Below are 15,426 nucleotides of genomic sequence, written 5' to 3' on the forward strand. Positions count from 1 at the left end.
TTGACATGCCTTGCTCCCCGATCAATATACTAGGTTGCAGTAAATGCACAGCAGTGCATTGAATGCATAGGGAGGTATCGAATGATCGTGGGGGTCTTCAAATCGCTGCGCGGTCCTGGCGAGGCGCACGAGGGGTCGCCCTCGCGTGAGCGGCCGCGAAATCAGTGGATCGACAAGGGAATCGATGCGGTCCGCGGTGTGCGGCCGTGCCTGCGGGAGGTAGTGAAATGACGTATCTGGTTGTCGATCAACGGGTCCGGGATGTCGCGCACTGGACGGCCGCGTTCGCCGGTGGCGCCGAACGCCGCAAGGCGGCGGGCGGCGAAGTGGTCCTCGTGCTCACCGATCCGAAGGAAGCGGACCGCCTGCTCGTCATCGTCCGATTCGAATCGCCCGAGCAGGCGTTCGGCTGGCGCTCGCGCCCCGGCGTCGAGGAGGAGATCGCCCACGGCGGCGTCATCGCGGATTCGGTCCAGGTGCGCGTTCTCGACGAGCTCCCGCTGCCCTGAAATCGGCTGGCGCGCTTACTGTGTGCCGGTCAGCACGGCTGGTGACCGCGTACCGGTGAAGGGGCGGTGGTGCAGGCTGCGGTAGATCATTGTGGTCAGGGTGACGATGTCGAAGACCGGGATGCCGAGGTGGCGCTGGATGGCGTGACCGTAGGGCACCAGGTCGGTGCATTCGATGACCAGTGCGCCCAGGTCGGGGTTGGCCGCGGCCAGCAGCTCGACCTCGGTGAGCACCTCGCGGCCGAGGCGTTCGGGGTCGAGTTCGCCGCGGCCGTCGAGGATGACCTCGCGGAATTCCGGGTGCTCGGACATCCCGGCGACGCAGACCGGCACCGACTCGCCGCCGATCGCGGCCAGGTGCCGCCGGGTGAGCGCGTCCTTCTGGGCGACGAGCAGGCCGACCTTGCGGTCCGGGGCGAGCATGCGGTGCACCATCGGCAGCTGGATGAGGCTGGAGCTGTACAGCGGGATCCGCACGGCGGCGGCCAGTTGCCGCTGGAACAGGACGAGGAAGCCGCAGCCGCTGGTGATCGCGGCCACCCCTTGGGCTTCGAGTTCCCTTGCGGCGGTGCGGAAAGGGTCGAGCAGGGCCGGATCCGCCTCGGTCACCATCCGCCGCGGCGTTGCGCCGCGCACCACCTGATAGACGACCGGGAAGTCGAAGGTCAGGGGATTGCGGATGTGGCCGGGGATCTTGGTGAACGTGGTGTCGAGGCAGAGTACGCCGATCGTGGTCACTGCTCTCACCTCCTCGGGGCGCCGAAACGGTCCGGCCGCAACGGATTCGGGTCGGTGTCGGGTGGCTCGCCCGCGAGGATCCGGCGGACGAGTTCGCCGCCCGCCGGGGCGAGCCCCATGCCGATATGGCCGTAACCGGCCGCGATGAGCAGGTTGCGCGGGCCGGCGCGGCCGATCAGCGGAAGGCCGTCGGGTGTGGAAGGCCGGAGCCCACACCAGGTTTCGTGCGTTCGCGTCCGCTCCAGCGCGGGCAGGTATGCACGGACGGTCCGCAGCATCCCCCGCACCCGTCGTTCGGACACGGCATCGCTCATTCCGGTGAGTTCGAGCCTGCCGCCGATGCGCAGGCGATCACCCAGCGGCACCATCGCCACGCGGCCCTCGCTCAGCAGCACCGGCCTGCTCGGGCCGCTGGGCGGCATGTCGACGGTGACGCTGTAGCCCTTGATCGGCTGGAGCGTCAGGTCGACGCCGGTCATGCGCGCGCATTCGGCCGACCAGGCGCCTGCCGCGAGGACGATGTCACGAGGGCGCAGATCGCCCCGATTCGTGTGCAGCCGTTCGACTTTCCCCGCCTTCATCTCGAAGCCGGTCAGGTCGGTGTGCTCGCGGATGTCGACGCCCATCTCGCGGAGCATCCGCCCGAATTCGAGGACGAACGCGGGCACACGCAGATACGCGCCCTCCGGGTTGTAGAGGGCGCCGTGAATGTCGAACCGGGTCTCGGGCTCCAGCTCGCCGAGCTCACCGGGCCCGAGCACACGCAGCGGTATCCCGCTGGCCACGGCGCGCGGCACGGTGCGACCGGCATCGGCGAAACCCTGCGCCGTCTTGTACGTCAGCACGATGCCGGGTGACGCGAACGTGGCCGCGATGCTTTCCGACGCGCACAGCTCGAGCAGCAGCTCCAGGCTGCGTTTCTTCATGCCGACCAGTGCGCGGAAACCGGCCGCCGCGGCTTCGGGAGCGCAGGCGCGCCCGAAATGCCAGAGCCAGCGCAGTAATTCGCGATCCGCACGCGGTGCGACATAGAAGGGCGCGTCGGGATTCAGCATGCCGAGCGCGCGCAACGACCGCAGCCCGGGTTCGGCCAGCGGCGCGGCCCCGTGCGTGCCGACGAAACCCGTATTCCCGTATGAGCACGACTGCGGCCCGCCGAGCGCGCCCCGCTCGAGCACGGTGACCGAGGCGCCGCCGCGGCGCAGGTGATAGGCGCAGAACAGACCGGCGACCCCGCCGCCGACGACCACCACGTCGGGGTCGTCGCGCACGGGTGCCGCCTCCTCACTCGTCACGACGCCTGCCTACACGGTGACGACGAAGAAATTGGTGGGCAGGTTGACCACCACCCGCTCGTAGATCTGCGCCATGAGCGCCACACCCGGTTCGGTGAAGGTTCCCTCGGGCGGCTCGGCGAAGCGGATCACCGAACGGCCCGCGTCGAAAAGCTGTGCGCCGTGGCCGAAGTCGCCGACGATGGCGGTCCCCGGCTCGACCAGGCGGGTGCGGACGATGAACACGCCGTTCTGTTCGAGATCGTCCATCAGGCGTCCGTCGCCCATGGCGCGGTAGTAGTCGACCGGGTTGATGATCATGCCGTCGGCGGTGCCGCCCATCTGCTCGATCTCGTTGCAGGCGCGCAGGATCGTCGAGGCGAAGGGGCCGGGTTCGGTCATCCGCGCGATGCCCGGCATATTCAGCAGACCACCCTCGCCGCTGATGATGGTGACGTTCTCAGCGGTGCACAGCCGCACGATCAGCCGGTAGTTGACGAAGGATTCGAAGGTCTCGGGGTCTTCCCAGAGTCCCGGCGGCACCTGCACCCAGGCCGTGGTGGTGAGCAGTTCCGGGATGGGCGACTTGTGGAATCGGCTGGCCAGCTCGCGGCGCACCTCGGCGCCCTCGATCGGCGCGTCCGTCGCGGTCGGCGGGCTCTCGTGCCAGTAGAACCGGCGCGGATCACGGGACAGATCAATGGCTTTGAGCATGTTGCGGGCCGGGTTACGCGGTTTGCGGCGCGAGCTGGTGAGCGAATCGGTGATGGTCACGTCGTAGTCGACCGCCGCGTCGAGGCCGTGCTCGAGGCACGCCTCCACGAACATCCGCCCCGGCGAGAGCTCGTGCTTGCGGTCCGCGACGACCTGCGCCAGCGTCTGCTTGACGCCATCCGTGTTCAACATTGCGGTATTCCTTTCGTGTCATCGGCAACGCTGCCGAGACCTGGGCTGTTCATTCAGGTTTCGCGGGAGATCGCCACGCGGCCGGGCCGAGTACGCTCGCACCGCCGTCGACCAGCTGCACCGTGCCGGTGATGTAGGAGGCTCGCGCGCTCACCAGGAACGCGGCCGCGGCCGCGGGCTCGTCGGGACGGGCGATCCGGCCCAGCGCCGTGTGGCTGCCCATGGCGGCCAATTGATCGTCGATATCGCCGTCGCCGGATCGTTGCGCCGCAACCCTTTCCAGCAGGGGAGTGTGCGTCGCACTCGGCGCGAGGACGTTGACGGTGACGCCGTCGCGGCCCACCTCGGCGGCCAGCGATTGCGCGAAACGCGTGATGGCCGTGCGGGTTACGCCCGACAGCGCGAGGCCGCTCAGCGGGACGCTCGCCGTCTCCGAGGCGACGAACAGCACTCGGCCCCACTGCGCCCGCCTGAGATGGGGCAGCGCCGTCAGCGCCACATCGACGGCAGGTATCAAGATATCGTCGACGGCGGCGCGGTAGTCCGCGGTACCGAAGGACGCCGCGGTGCCACCGGGCGGACTGCCGCCGCTGATCACGACGATGTGCAGCCCGCCGAATACGGCGGCGACGGTGTCGATCCAGCGGTGGGTTGCGGCGCTGTCGGTGATGTCCACGCTGGTGGTGTGCACCCGTGCGCGCGCAACCTCTTTCACGGCCCGCTCCGCTGCCGCGAGCCGCCCGGCGTCGCGTGCGCCGAGTGCGACGTGCGCGCCCTCGGCGGCCAGCTCCCTGGCGATCGCCAGGCCGATACCGCTCGACCCGCCCGCCACCAGCGCGACCTTGTGTTCGAGACCCAGATCCATGCGGCTAGCCCCTGCCGTTCGAGTTGGGGCTGCCCAGCTCGTAGCCGTATCGGCGCGCAAGCGGCCACGACAGCGCCTCGACCGTGCGGCGATCCGCCGCGGAAAGCTCTGTCCGCCAAGTGTTGTCGGTCGGACGGATGACGGTGGCGCCGACATGGAAGCGGTCCGGGTTGCCGGTGACCGTGTGATTGGTGTGCAGGTCGACGGTCCGGTCGGAGACCGGGTTGGCCGCCGGGTCGCTGTCGCACAGCCGAAGCAGCCGATCGATCGTCGCCTCCGGTTCGGCGATGAAGTCCTCGTACCGCAACAGCATCGATCGTTCCGGGTAGCGCCGGGTGATCGCGTGCGCGGCGAGATTGAACCCGGTCCAGTAGCCGGTGCTCTTACCAGGCGACATTTCGTACACGTATTCCTTGGGCCTGCTCCATGATTGGGCCACCGCCCGTGGATCGCGCACCAGATGCACGTAGTACGGGGTGATTCCGTCGAGATGCGGGAGCAGCGCCGACTCGCCGGGCACCTTCGAGGTATCGACGATCACGCGCGCATCGCTGCGCGCCGCGATGGCGTGATACACCTCGGTCATCAAGGCGGCGTGCGCGCGGATCTGCTCGTTGTGCAGGCCACGGCCGAGCACTCGCCAGGTGTGCCTGGTCCGCACGGTGGCGAGCTGGTGCCGCACGACCGTATCGGCGTGCTGCGCCAACGTGATTCCCGCGGGCCGCCCGACCGGCAGGATCGTCGACCAGACAGGGCAATCCACCAGCTTGCGCCCGCAGCCGCACTCCTCGTTCGCGCCGCGGCCCGCGGCGTTGCGCCAGAGGAAGTGCAACTCGCCGACGTGGAAGAACCCGGGGATCTCGTTGAGAATATTGCCGATGATGGTGCTGCCGTTGCGACACCATCCGGTGATGCACAGGACGGTGAGCGGTGTGTTCGTCATCTGCCGATCGCCTTCTCAGCTCGTGGTCAGCGTGGCCGTGCGCGCGCCCGCGACCTTGCGCACCGCGGCGACGAGCTCGTCGCAGTCCGCCTGCGACAGCGTGGAGGACAGCGGAATATCCACTGCCTCTTGCAGATAGCGGGTCGCGCTGGGCAGCAGCGCTTTGACGGCCGCGGTGTCCATGCCGGAGAACATGAACCGCCAGTTCCAGAAGGCCCGAATATTGGTGTCGGCGCCGGAACCGAGATTGCGCGCCTCGATGCCCTCGTGGCACAGCGCACGGGCGAACCACTGCGCACCGCTGTCGGGCACGCGGAAAATGAACGCCTCGCCGAGATACGCACCTGGCGCCACGGGCTGCCGGATCGCGATCCCGTCGACATCGGCCAGCGCCGCCGCGACGTAGTCGTAGTTGCGCCGGAACTCGGCCAGCCGAATCGGCAGGCGCGTCAGCTCCGCCCGCAGCAGCGCGGCCCGGATCTCGTCCATCCGGAAACTCAGCAGCGGCAGGTCCAGGTCGGTGGCGATCGGCGGCTCACCGTCGGGGAAGTGCCGCCGCAGCCGCCCCTCGTACGCGCCGGAAAGCACGGTGGCGCGGGCGAACAGCGCGCTGTCGTCGGTGACCAGGAACCCGCCCTCGCCGCTGTTGAGCGACTTGTCCGACTGGGTGCTGAACGCGCCGGCCAGGCCGAAGGTGCCGAGTTTACGGCCGTCCAGCTCCGCGCCGAGCGCGGGCACCGCGTCCTCGAAGACCGGCACGCCCATCTCGTCGGCGAAGCGGATCAGCGCGCCCATATCCGCGGCGAAGCCGCGCATGTGCACCACCATGATCGCCTTCACCTGCGGTGTCCACCGCCTGCGCAGATCGGCCACGTCCAGGTGCAGGTTCTCGTCGATGTCGACGAGGAACGGACGGCATCCGGCGAGCACGATGGCGCTGGGCGTCGCGGCGAATGTGAAACCGGGACAGGCGATCAGGCTGCCCGGCTCGATGCCCGCGGCCATGATGGCCAGGGCGAGCGCCGTGGTGCCGCTCGAGGTGGCCAGCGCGTGCGCGCAGTCGAAGTAGCGGCACAGATCCGCCTCGAACCTGCCGCATTCGGTCTCGTGCGCGGGACGGTAGTCGTATCGGAAATAGAGGTGGCTGCGGATCGCGCGCAGCGCCGCCTCCTCGTCATCGGGGTGGACGCACACCGCACCCCTGTCATATGTCGGCCACGGCGCGCGCCGGACGGGACTACCGCCGTCCAGGGCCAGTGTCGTATCGGCTGCCATTCGCGCGGCGGGCGATTGCCACTCCGCTACCGAATGGTCGACTTCGTTGTCCGCCATCGTGATTCCCTGCCCAACTACCCAAAAGCCATCGGCGAGCCGCCACCTCGTCGCCCCGCCGGGTTCCTGCGTGGCCCCGGTGGCGCGTGTGCGCAACGGTACACCGAAGGTTCATTCTGGATATTCGAAATCGATTGTCCAACAACGAGATCCACGTTAAGACTTCACTAAGATCGGCGCGCGGGGCCGCGGCGGACCCGGTGATCAGCGCAATGGCGTCGTTGCGCCAACCGGCGAAACCGGCCGCGGCCGAACGGTTTCGACGAAAATCCCGGATCAGGCGGCGAAGATCCGATCGAGGGCGCGCCGACAGGCGCGGCACAGCTCGATATCCGCGGCGACGGTGCCGTGGCGGCGCTCGGTCCTGGCCAGTTCGGCGGTCAGGAGTTGTGCGGCGGGCTGGGCGGCGTGGCCGATCTCCGCGAAACAGTCGGCCGCGACGGTGAGCCAGTGCGGTCGCCGTTCGGCGGAGAGTTCGTCCTGCGCGGATTCGGTGCGGCCACGAGCGCTCAGATCGAGCAGCAGCGGCACCGTCGGGTCCGGATCGCCCGTGACGCGCCACAATGCGATGGCGGCGGCCGTTATCGTCCACAGATCCCGGCCGTGGTCGATGAGGTGGCGCAATGCCGGGGCACAGTCGCCGGCCGCGAAGCCCATGCGCCCGGTGAGCTCGATGGCATGAACACGTAGGTCGCGGGCGCGGACCGATTCATCCACGGCGGCCAATGCCGGGCGCAGTCGCGCCAGCGCCGGTTCGGGATCGCCGGTGAACCGCCACATCGCGAACGCGGCATCGACCCGGACGCGAGGGCGAGGGTGATCGAGCAAGCCACGCACCACCTCGACGGTGGCACGCGCGCCCACGCCGAGCTGGCCCAAGACCTCGACCAACCCCGCACTCCTGTCGTTCGCGAGCATTGCGGCGATGTCAGGCGCGGCCGCCGCGGCGGGTTCACCGATCCGCCCGAGCGCGCGGGCGAGCCGGTGCGCCCGCAGATCGAGCCGACGATCCGCCGGATTCGTATGCGCCCGGACCATGCACGCATGGATGAGCGGCACGAGCCCGATCGCGTGCGCGCCGAGCGGTTCGAGGATGTGGTCGAGCCGGTCCGGTATTTCGTCGAGCTCCAGTGTCCAGCGGACCGCGGGCAGTGCACGCGGATCGCCGGTGCCTGCTGCGGCACGCAGCAACGGACCGGGCTGGTTCTGCATGGGGTCCCTGGTGTGCAGCGACAGCCATGGCAGTGGCAGTGGTTGCGGGAATGGCGATTCCCCATCCCATTCGGTGATCCGCGGGTATCGCTTGAGTGCTTCGAGGATGTGGTCGAGCACGGGCGTGGCGGCAGGCCCGAGCGAACCGAGTTGCTCGGCCGCGGTCTGCCACAATGCGCGATCGGTCAACTGCTCCGCGATGGCTTCGAGCAGCTCGGCGTGCTCTCCGCGCCACCGCCGAATCCTCTCCCCGGCGAGACGGCATGCGTCCCGGCGTATTTCGGGCTGGGGTGCGTGGAACAGATCTCGGAGGAAGTCGTACTGTTCTGTGGGCCGTACGGCCAGCGACACGTACACATCCTGCGCCAACCCGGCCAGCCATTCCTCGGTGGACAGGAGGTTAGGCGCGGAGAACGAGTCCGGCAGTTCCACCGATGCCAGTCGACGCACGGCGCGGGCCGCGATCGTTGTCACGCTGCTCGGCAGTGCCGCCGAGTTCGCGTCCAGCATGCCGCGCAAGACCGTCAGCTGGCCGATCGGATCCTCGTCGGCAGCAAGCGTTTCGGCGCACCACCGCGGAATTCCGAGCCGATCGGCCTGCTCCGGCCAGTACCTGACGATCGAGGTGACGCAGTCCATCATGCCGATTCTGGCTATCGGATCGGGTTCGATGCCGATGTGCGCCCGCAGCGCGGGAACCACCGTGTGCCACTGTCCGGTGCAGACCGCGAGTACCGGAGTGACCGCTCTGCGGACTTCCACGCCGGTGTCGGCGAGAAGGTCGAGCAGATTCGGTAGCTCGCGGCCGATCGCCTCGCGCGCCGTCTGCCGGTTGCGCCGTTCGGCACCGACCGCCTCCTCGTTCGCGCCGGCACCCGCGATGTCGGCGATGAGCTTCAGCAGCTCAGACCGCTCATCGACCAAGGGATCCAACGCCAATTCGAGCAGAAACGGCATGCATACCGACCCCAGTAGGGCATCGCCGGGATCGTCGTCCGGGTCGTAGTCGTAGTCGTCCGGGTCCGGGTGCAAGCGGTCCCGCAGCAGCAGGAGCGCGACGCGGCGCTTGTCGTCGCCCGGATCCCGCGACGCGACCCGGCGCAACAGTTCAGGAATATTGCTCTCCGCCCCGTAATACGAATCCGCCGATTCCCAGTCGACCTCACCCAGTCCTGCGAACATCCACCCACTCCGTCTGTGCACCCATCCCGACCCGAAACGCCGCCCACCGTAGCCGAGCCCGGTGACAACCGAATCGCCATGACGCGCATGCTCACTCGCACCCTCTCGGGACAATGCACGTGGAAAGCCGGATCCACGGGCCGGGCCCCACGGACACCTCGGTCGATTCGCCGCTGCTCCGGTGGTACCTGATGTACAGGTCCCGTTCTGGCAGCGGTAGCTCTGACTATCCGCCTGTGCGGCCGGGTCCGTGAGACCCATCGTCAGCAGGGCTGCCGCTGCGCAGAGCGGATGGCCGAGGTCAGCGGCCGCCTCGCGGTTGGCTCAGCAACGCGCGCCCGCGCTCCGGGGTGAGGCTGTACGCCAGTACGGGGTCGGCGAGCAGTGCGATCGGGGCGATGTGATCTGGTGTGCGGGGCCGCCAGTGTGTCATCGCGGCCTCGAGCGCATGCCACAGTGCCCCTGGGTCCGAGTGGTGTTCGGCGAGCGCGTTCCGCACCGCGGTGTCGAAGGCATGGTTCCCGTAGGTGAGCCGATAGCCGGGCTGCTGCACCCGTGCTCGGTGCTCGCCGATAGTGCGACCGATCGCGAAACCGGCGTCGTTCTCGGCGTTTTCGAGGGTCTGGGCGACTTGGCGCGCGGAGTACCGAGAGGCGGCCCCTTGGTCTGCGTGCTGCCGGGCGATGTCGAGGGCTACGCGGTGCCCGGTGACCGCGCGGTCCGCCAGGTACTCGGCATTTTCGAGCGCGGAGCCATACCAGGGTTCTTTATGTGCGTGTTGCAGGAACATGCACGGCAGGAACTCTTCCGTGAACAGTGGACCCGTGAAGAATCCGTCCGGGACGGGCGCCGGAGGTAGCAGACGCGAAAGAAGCCGGGAGGCCTCGTAGGGGGAGGAGGTGGTGAGGAACATCAGGAGCTGGACTCGGAGGACAGTAGCGCGTGGCCTGCCGAACTCCTGGGCCTTTTCCAGGGCCGCCATGGCTTTATCGATGTCCCCGGAGAGAGCCTCGCCCCGTGCCTGTTCCACCGCCAGATCCCAATCGTCACTGGTCTTGCCCGCCGGCTGATGTATTTGATGAAAGCCTTGGTACAGCGATTCCATGAGTGCGGTGAACGACGGATATCGCCGCGGAAATTCAGCCCAGGAGAACACGCTGTAGGCGGCCCACTCGCCGTTCTCGTCACGGTCGGCCGGGTCGAGGAACAGGGCCCCGGCATCGGCGGCGAGCGAGATCAGCAGCCCGCGACTGAACGGGGTACCCGGCGCGTCGACCGGATCCTCGGTGAGCAGGTCGGCCCACGACTCCCAGATCGGGTCCAGGTCACGCAACCACCCCAGATTGGTGGTATCACGCATCTGCCACACGAATACCCCGGCATGGCGCCATCCATCGGTGGTGAGCAGGAAGTCGCGATACGAGGGCGGCAACCGCAGACCGAGTCGCTCCTCGACCGCCGCGACGTCGCCCTCGGTGGCCGGGGCGTACCCGAGCCAGCGCTGCCGCACCACCTCGGGATCCAGCTCACCAGGATCGCTGCCGGTGATCCATTCCTCGCTCCACAGTTCCAGCCACGGTCTCCAGTTCATTTCATGAACGCTACGAGTAGCCACCGACAAGTTCGGCATCCGTTCGGCCGGGATCATGGTGCGGCACTGGTGGTCTCGTCGTGGCTGGGCGAATCGGTTCAGAACGTCGAGCCGGTGCCGCCGACAGGTCGCACCGGATCCACCGGCCCGGTCGCTGTGGACCGGGCCGGTGGATCCAGGGTGGGGTGATTCGGTTACTCAGTGTCCGAGTTGGCCTCCGTGTCGACGGTTGCCTCGGTGTCCGCGGTGGCGTCGCTGTCCAAAGCGGCTGGGCTGGTGGGGGTTTGGTTGTACGGTGCGCCCGCGGATTGGGCGGCGACGGTGAAGGCCCTCTTCATCTGGGGCCAGAAGGTGCTCTCGACGCAGGAGTAGCGGGGCATGAAGCCCGCGCAGTTCGAGGAACCGTTCGGGCCGATCTCGATGGTGAACGAGGCCAGGCCGAGTGCGCCGTGGGCTTGGTCGTCGGTTGTGCCCGAGGTGGTGTATCCGACGGTCTCCTCATCGGTGCCGACGATGAATCCGCGGGGTACGACCTTCTTGATGAGCGTCCGCAACTGCTCCCTGTTCGTCGGCGTCGCCGCGGTCGGGATGATGCCGTAGTTGCCGTAGGAATGCAGATCGATCACGACACCCTTGGCGGTCTTCGGGACGTCACCGCCGCCCGCGGGCCGCTGATTGGTGAACAGGTTCGCGTAAAGCTGTTGGATCGTCTTGGTTTCCGGTTCCGAGGCGGCGCGCGGACCCTGGTAGGTCTGCGCACACGGGTTGTTCGAGTCGTCACCCCAGCGCATGGTGAAGTTGCGGTTCAGATCGATGCCTGGACCGTTGCCGGACCGGTCGACGACGGAACAGGACGACGGTGTCTGACTGTTGTCGACATTCTTCCGCTGCATCTTGGGCCGGTTGCCGCCGCTGGCCGTCACGTCGACGCCGTCGGGATTGGTCACCGGGACGACCCAGACCTCAGTGGTGTCCAGGATCGAGGTCACTGTGGCATCGGTGCCGTAGCCGCTGGCGAGGTAGTCGATCCACTTCCATGCCAGTTCACCGGTGGCCAGCTCGCGGGCGTGGATCTGCGCGGTCAGCAGGAAGCGCGGCTTGGCCGAGTCGGGCGACAGTGCGCAGCCGCTCGGCGCGAGTGTCGTTTTCGCCGCGGCCTTTTCGGCGTCGGTTGTCCCCTTCGCGGTGCCGGTCAGGCAGATGACGTTCATGGTGTGGCCGCCGGTGCCCGTGGTGGCCTTCCAGGATTTGCCGATGTCGTACACCTTGGCGATGCCAGGATTCTTGGCGGCGACATCCTTGGCATGGGCGAGCAGGTCCGCCGCGGTGTGATAGCCGCCGTAGTACGTGCTGTCGGGCGCTTTTCGTTCCTGCGGGAGCGACTTGTACACCGGCGCCCCCTTGGTCAGGTTCAACCCCTTGTCCTTCAGCGCTTTGGCGCCCGCCTCGTCGACCGCGATCGTCACCTTGCCCGGACCCGCGGGAACCCTTTCGATCCCCGCGCCGTCGAGGATGTCGATCTGGGTCTTCGACGGCACGGAAACGTCCCAGTAATAGGGAGCATCGTCCTGGGCATGCGCCAGCGCCGGATTGAATACCATCGTGGAAAATCCACCGACGACTACCGCCGAAATAGATATGAGAACCTTACGAAAACTGTTCATTGGCTTCCCTTGTCATTCGCGTCACTGCCACCCACCGCATGCCATCGCGATACTGTGCAGTCCTCATCGAAGGCTGGGGCGGCGACCGTCGGGAGAATCCTCGAAACTATCTGTGGTCGGCCGTCGCGACCCAGTCCGCTACTTGGGAGGTTAAGCCGATAAGTCGCCTCGGAGAAACCCCAGTCGGCGAGTGGGGAAATGGGTGGGAAAGTCCGCCCGAGCCGCACACTGGATATGCCACCGCGACAATGGGACCCACGGGCGCAGCGGCACTGAACGCAACGTCAGGCCGTGTCTGGTCGGGACTGGATGCGTTGTAGCCAGTTGCGGTGTTGTTGTCGGTCTTGTTCGTCGCGGTGGTGGATTCTGGCGAGGGTTTCGGCGAGTAGCTCACCTGGGTGATGGTGGTGGTTGACCCTTGGTTGTTGGTTGGGGTCGATGTGGGGTGGTGCGATCCAGCCGGTTCGGCCTGGGTATTTCGAATCCTTGCCTAGTGCAATGGTTTTCCAGCCGCCGGGGCCGTCGTGGATGAGGGCGTGGCAGTGGTCGCAGGCGAGGGTGAGGTTTTCTATGGTGGTGGGTCCGCCTTTGGCGTGGTCGCGGATGTGGTGGGCGGCGGTGATGCTGGCGGGTGCGCTGCATCCGGGGCGGGTGCAGCCGTGCAGGGCGGCGATCAATGCCAGTCGTTGTGCGGGTGAGGCCAGGCGTCGGCCTTGGGCGAGGTGTAGTGGCATCCCGGTGCGGTCGAGTACTGCCAGATAGGGTTTCGCGGTGGCGGCCATTTCGATGGCGTCTTCGATGGGGACGGTGCCGCCGGTGGCGGTGGTGGCGACACCAGCAGCGTCTTCCAGCTGGTCGATGCTCATGGTGATGATCGCTGAGACCGGCAAACCACGGTGCGAGCCGAGGTTGTCGGGGGACACACCGGGGGCCAGCAGTGCCAGCAGCGCGTCGTGGGTGCGTTGGGCGGTGGTGCGGGTGTCGCGTTTCGCGGCGGCGGTGAGTAGGTCGGGGTCGATGTGTTCGCTGTCGCCGCGGGGGCTTTCGGGGTCGTCGGGGTTGTTCATGCCGGGGCGGCCGAGTTTGGCGATGCAGGGGTCGAGCAGGGCTCGTAGTTGTGGGGTGATCATGCCTTTGATGGCTGACATGCCGTCGGAGTGTTGGATACCGAGGGTGAGCTCGCGGCGGCGTTGCCGGTCGGTGTGATCGGTTTTCTGCCCGTCGGGGTCGAGGTAGGCCAGGATTTTCTCGCCGACCTGGGCTACTTTCTCGGGTTCGAGGTCGCGGGCCGCGGTGGCCAGGATCTGTTCGGCCGCTTCGTATTCGGGGTTGTCGGTGCAGCCGGGGATCCGGTTCAACACTTTGTGGATCACTCGTGCATGCTCTGGTGAGATCTCGCCTTCGGTTTGCGCGGTGGCGGTGGCGGGCATGCGGGGTTCGATCGGTTCGCCGTGCATGGTGTGGAACGACCCCAATTGGGTGGTCGCCGCGACCCGGGCTGCGGCTTCGGTGTGGGACAGGCGCAGGGTTTCGATCAGGAACCGCTTCAACGTTCCCGCGCCGGTGCGCCGGGGATCGAGCGATCCGAAACCTCCACATACAGGCGGTGTTCCAGCGCGACGGCCATCCGCTTGTGTTGTTCGAGCTCGCGCACCATCGCGACCACGTCATCATCGGACAGTGGTGTCAGATCCCGGTCGAGCAGTCCGGTCATGGCCGTGTTCAACGGGGCGATACCCCGTTGAAGATCAGCCGGATCGCTCGAACACATGAACGAATTCTATCGAAACCCTACCGGCCTAGTCCAGCAAAAACCCCATCTGAACTGCACCTTTTCACATCGCGACGCGGGCAAACACATTCCGCTCGCCATAGCCGGCACCGCGCACACTGCCCGCCTCGGCACTCATCCGGGACCGAACCTCGAGCGTCTCGGATTCCGTTGGGAGGCTGACGTCTCCGGCGGTTCGTGGTTCGGGATCAGCTACGCGACGTAGTTCGTTTTGGTTGCGGCTAGGGCGTACAGGAGGGGGACGCGGGCGTCGGAAGGTGGTAGGCGCCACCATCCGGTTTTCTTGTCGCGGATCATGCGTTCGAAACGTGGCCAGGGGAGGAGTTCGGTTTCCCGTAGGCGGGTTATGGACAGACCGGCGTCTGCGAGAGCGGTGACGACCTGGCCGAGTCCGTGGGCCCATTCGTATACGGGAGTCGTGTCGGCTGGCAGGGCAGGTCCGTCGGTATAGGTGTGGATGCTGTTGTGTTGGATCGGGCCGCGGCCCTCGAGATAGTCCTCTCGTAGCAAGAGTTCTTGTTGGTCCGGATCCGGTTTCGGGCCCAGCGAGGTCAGGGCGGGACGAGGTCGCGGCCGGTCAACGCGCCGAGGTCATCCCATTCGAAGTGCGCGAACCACCACTCGGCGGGGATGCTGCCGTCTGCTCCGTAGAACTGCGATGCGGCGTGGATCGGGGTTCGTGCATCCCAGTTGCGTTCGTTGGCGGATATCAACGACCGGGTGTGTGGGTCGAAGCCGTTGTCCCTCTTCACTCTTGGTCCACCATCCTCTTGCCTTGTGCCGCTTGGGCGTTGACGTGTCGGCCAGGGGCGCGATGGTGCGGAATCTACTCGGCACGGGCGGTCAGGGGGTGGATCTCCATGGCGCAGAGGGTGAACGTTGCGATCTCGGTTTGTGAGACGTAGGGCTCTTTCCAGTTCGGGAGTTTGAAGCTGATTTCGGTGGAGGTTGGGCATGGTCTGCCTAGGCTGTCCACGCTGGGGCCCTCCAGGAGGGCGACGGCGGAGCGTCGTTTGACGCCGTTGACGGGCTCCTCGGTCGAGATGACGTCGACCACCGGTAGTCTGTCGTCGTTTGCGGGTAAACCGCCTGCGGGACCGCGCAGGGTTGGTGTGGCACGCAGGTATTTGCCGCCTTTGAGAGTGATTTCGACTTCGAGATAGCCCGACATCGTGCATTCGGGCTGACCCGGCACCGTGTACAAGGTGATGGCGTAGACGTTGCGCGTAGCCGTCGACAGACCGATTTCGGAACCGTATCCGCGACCCATGTACGCCGAATCACACTGCGGCTTGGCCGGTTTCGGCGCTGATGTCGCAGTCGGTCCGGGACCGCCGCAGCCGGCGAGCACGAGCATCGCACAACATCCGAGCGCCAGCCTGATCGACCGCTTCACCCGACACCTCCACACACTGAAC

At 67.0% G+C, this 15,426-nt stretch carries 16 protein-coding genes; 3 read left to right on the forward strand and 13 right to left on the reverse strand.

The window, feature by feature from the left end:
• Positions 1-81 precede the first annotated feature (81 nt).
• Both ACIG5A_RS04480 and ACIG5A_RS04485 read left to right on the forward strand, forming a co-directional pair.
• The gene (locus ACIG5A_RS04480; protein ID WP_397237629.1) at positions 82-231 is read left to right on the forward strand and encodes a hypothetical protein; all 150 of its coding nucleotides are present in this window, start codon (positions 82-84) and stop codon (positions 229-231) included.
• Positions 228-509, forward strand: coding sequence for a hypothetical protein (locus ACIG5A_RS04485; RefSeq protein WP_397237631.1), 282 nt, complete (start codon positions 228-230; stop codon positions 507-509). The genes ACIG5A_RS04480 and ACIG5A_RS04485 overlap by 4 nt, the downstream gene beginning before the upstream one ends.
• 15 nt (positions 510-524) lie before the next feature.
• Here ACIG5A_RS04485 and ACIG5A_RS04490 read toward each other — a convergent pair whose 3' ends face one another.
• From ACIG5A_RS04490 to ACIG5A_RS04540, 11 genes are all read right to left on the reverse strand, one after another.
• On the reverse strand, positions 525-1,247 hold the full coding sequence (locus tag ACIG5A_RS04490; protein WP_397237633.1) for an aspartate/glutamate racemase family protein: 723 nt from the start codon (positions 1,245-1,247) through the stop codon (positions 525-527).
• Positions 1,248-1,252: 5 nt separating this feature from the next.
• Positions 1,253-2,542 carry an NAD(P)/FAD-dependent oxidoreductase gene (locus ACIG5A_RS04495; RefSeq protein WP_397237635.1) on the reverse strand — a complete coding sequence of 430 codons (1,290 nt, stop codon included), beginning with the start codon at positions 2,540-2,542 and terminating at the stop codon, positions 1,253-1,255.
• Positions 2,543-2,551: 9 nt separating this feature from the next.
• Positions 2,552-3,427, reverse strand: a complete 876-nt coding sequence (locus tag ACIG5A_RS04500) for a family 3 encapsulin nanocompartment shell protein (RefSeq protein ID WP_397237637.1) — start codon at positions 3,425-3,427, stop codon at positions 2,552-2,554.
• 49 nt (positions 3,428-3,476) lie between these two features.
• Positions 3,477-4,292, reverse strand: coding sequence for an SDR family NAD(P)-dependent oxidoreductase (locus tag ACIG5A_RS04505; RefSeq protein ID WP_397237639.1), 816 nt, complete (start codon positions 4,290-4,292; stop codon positions 3,477-3,479).
• Between the two features lie 4 nt (positions 4,293-4,296).
• Complete coding sequence (locus ACIG5A_RS04510) at positions 4,297-5,235, reverse strand: sulfotransferase (protein WP_397237641.1); 939 nt, start codon at positions 5,233-5,235, stop codon at positions 4,297-4,299.
• A gap of 15 nt (positions 5,236-5,250) precedes the next feature.
• Positions 5,251-6,567: a DegT/DnrJ/EryC1/StrS family aminotransferase gene (locus ACIG5A_RS04515; protein ID WP_397237643.1), complete on the reverse strand. Its 1,317-nt coding sequence runs from the start codon at positions 6,565-6,567 to the stop codon at positions 5,251-5,253.
• A gap of 276 nt (positions 6,568-6,843) precedes the next feature.
• Positions 6,844-8,961 (reverse strand): hypothetical protein, encoded by a 2,118-nt coding sequence (locus ACIG5A_RS04520; RefSeq protein WP_397237645.1) that lies wholly within the window; start codon positions 8,959-8,961, stop codon positions 6,844-6,846.
• A gap of 301 nt (positions 8,962-9,262) precedes the next feature.
• Positions 9,263-10,552, reverse strand: coding sequence for an SMI1/KNR4 family protein (locus ACIG5A_RS04525; protein WP_397237647.1), 1,290 nt, complete (start codon positions 10,550-10,552; stop codon positions 9,263-9,265).
• 194 nt (positions 10,553-10,746) lie between these two features.
• On the reverse strand, positions 10,747-12,153 hold the full coding sequence (locus tag ACIG5A_RS04530; protein ID WP_397237649.1) for a M14 family zinc carboxypeptidase: 1,407 nt from the start codon (positions 12,151-12,153) through the stop codon (positions 10,747-10,749).
• Between the two features lie 347 nt (positions 12,154-12,500).
• Positions 12,501-13,766, reverse strand: coding sequence for a DUF222 domain-containing protein (locus tag ACIG5A_RS04535; RefSeq protein ID WP_397237651.1), 1,266 nt, complete (start codon positions 13,764-13,766; stop codon positions 12,501-12,503).
• The gene (locus ACIG5A_RS04540; RefSeq protein WP_397237653.1) at positions 13,763-13,930 is read right to left on the reverse strand and encodes a hypothetical protein; all 168 of its coding nucleotides are present in this window, start codon (positions 13,928-13,930) and stop codon (positions 13,763-13,765) included. Before ACIG5A_RS04540 ends, ACIG5A_RS04535 begins: the two co-directional genes overlap by 4 nt.
• Before the next feature lie 55 nt (positions 13,931-13,985).
• On the opposite strand from ACIG5A_RS04540, the gene ACIG5A_RS04545 reads away from it, so the two are divergent.
• Complete coding sequence (locus tag ACIG5A_RS04545) at positions 13,986-14,213, forward strand: hypothetical protein (RefSeq protein WP_397237655.1); 228 nt, start codon at positions 13,986-13,988, stop codon at positions 14,211-14,213.
• A gap of 346 nt (positions 14,214-14,559) precedes the next feature.
• Here ACIG5A_RS04545 and ACIG5A_RS04550 read toward each other — a convergent pair whose 3' ends face one another.
• Positions 14,560-14,760: a hypothetical protein gene (locus ACIG5A_RS04550; protein WP_397237657.1), complete on the reverse strand. Its 201-nt coding sequence runs from the start codon at positions 14,758-14,760 to the stop codon at positions 14,560-14,562.
• Positions 14,761-14,834: 74 nt separating this feature from the next.
• Entirely contained in the window at positions 14,835-15,404 is a 570-nt protein-coding gene (locus ACIG5A_RS04555; RefSeq protein ID WP_397237659.1) for a hypothetical protein, read from the reverse strand.
• Between the last annotated feature and the right edge of the window lie 22 nt (positions 15,405-15,426).

It is taken from the genome of Nocardia sp. NPDC052566, from assembly GCF_044547285.1.
GTDB lineage: Bacteria > Actinomycetota > Actinomycetes > Mycobacteriales > Mycobacteriaceae > Nocardia.

What these genes read in the sequence shown, in the direction of transcription:
- ACIG5A_RS04540 (WP_397237653.1), bottom strand. Translation starts at nt 13,930, where the DNA reads ATGACCGGACTGCTCGACCGGGATCTGACACCACTGTCCGATGATGAC.
- ACIG5A_RS04515 (WP_397237643.1), bottom strand. Translation starts at nt 6,567, where the DNA reads ATGGCGGACAACGAAGTCGACCATTCGGTAGCGGAGTGGCAATCGCCC.
- ACIG5A_RS04545 (WP_397237655.1), top strand. Translation starts at nt 13,986, where the DNA reads ATGAACGAATTCTATCGAAACCCTACCGGCCTAGTCCAGCAAAAACCC.
- ACIG5A_RS04520 (WP_397237645.1), bottom strand. Translation starts at nt 8,961, where the DNA reads ATGTTCGCAGGACTGGGTGAGGTCGACTGGGAATCGGCGGATTCGTAT.
- ACIG5A_RS04505 (WP_397237639.1), bottom strand. Translation starts at nt 4,292, where the DNA reads ATGGATCTGGGTCTCGAACACAAGGTCGCGCTGGTGGCGGGCGGGTCG.
- ACIG5A_RS04510 (WP_397237641.1), bottom strand. Translation starts at nt 5,235, where the DNA reads ATGACGAACACACCGCTCACCGTCCTGTGCATCACCGGATGGTGTCGC.
- ACIG5A_RS04530 (WP_397237649.1), bottom strand. Translation starts at nt 12,153, where the DNA reads ATGGTATTCAATCCGGCGCTGGCGCATGCCCAGGACGATGCTCCCTAT.
- ACIG5A_RS04525 (WP_397237647.1), bottom strand. Translation starts at nt 10,552, where the DNA reads ATGAACTGGAGACCGTGGCTGGAACTGTGGAGCGAGGAATGGATCACC.
- ACIG5A_RS04500 (WP_397237637.1), bottom strand. Translation starts at nt 3,427, where the DNA reads ATGTTGAACACGGATGGCGTCAAGCAGACGCTGGCGCAGGTCGTCGCG.
- ACIG5A_RS04485 (WP_397237631.1), top strand. Translation starts at nt 228, where the DNA reads ATGACGTATCTGGTTGTCGATCAACGGGTCCGGGATGTCGCGCACTGG.
- ACIG5A_RS04480 (WP_397237629.1), top strand. Translation starts at nt 82, where the DNA reads ATGATCGTGGGGGTCTTCAAATCGCTGCGCGGTCCTGGCGAGGCGCAC.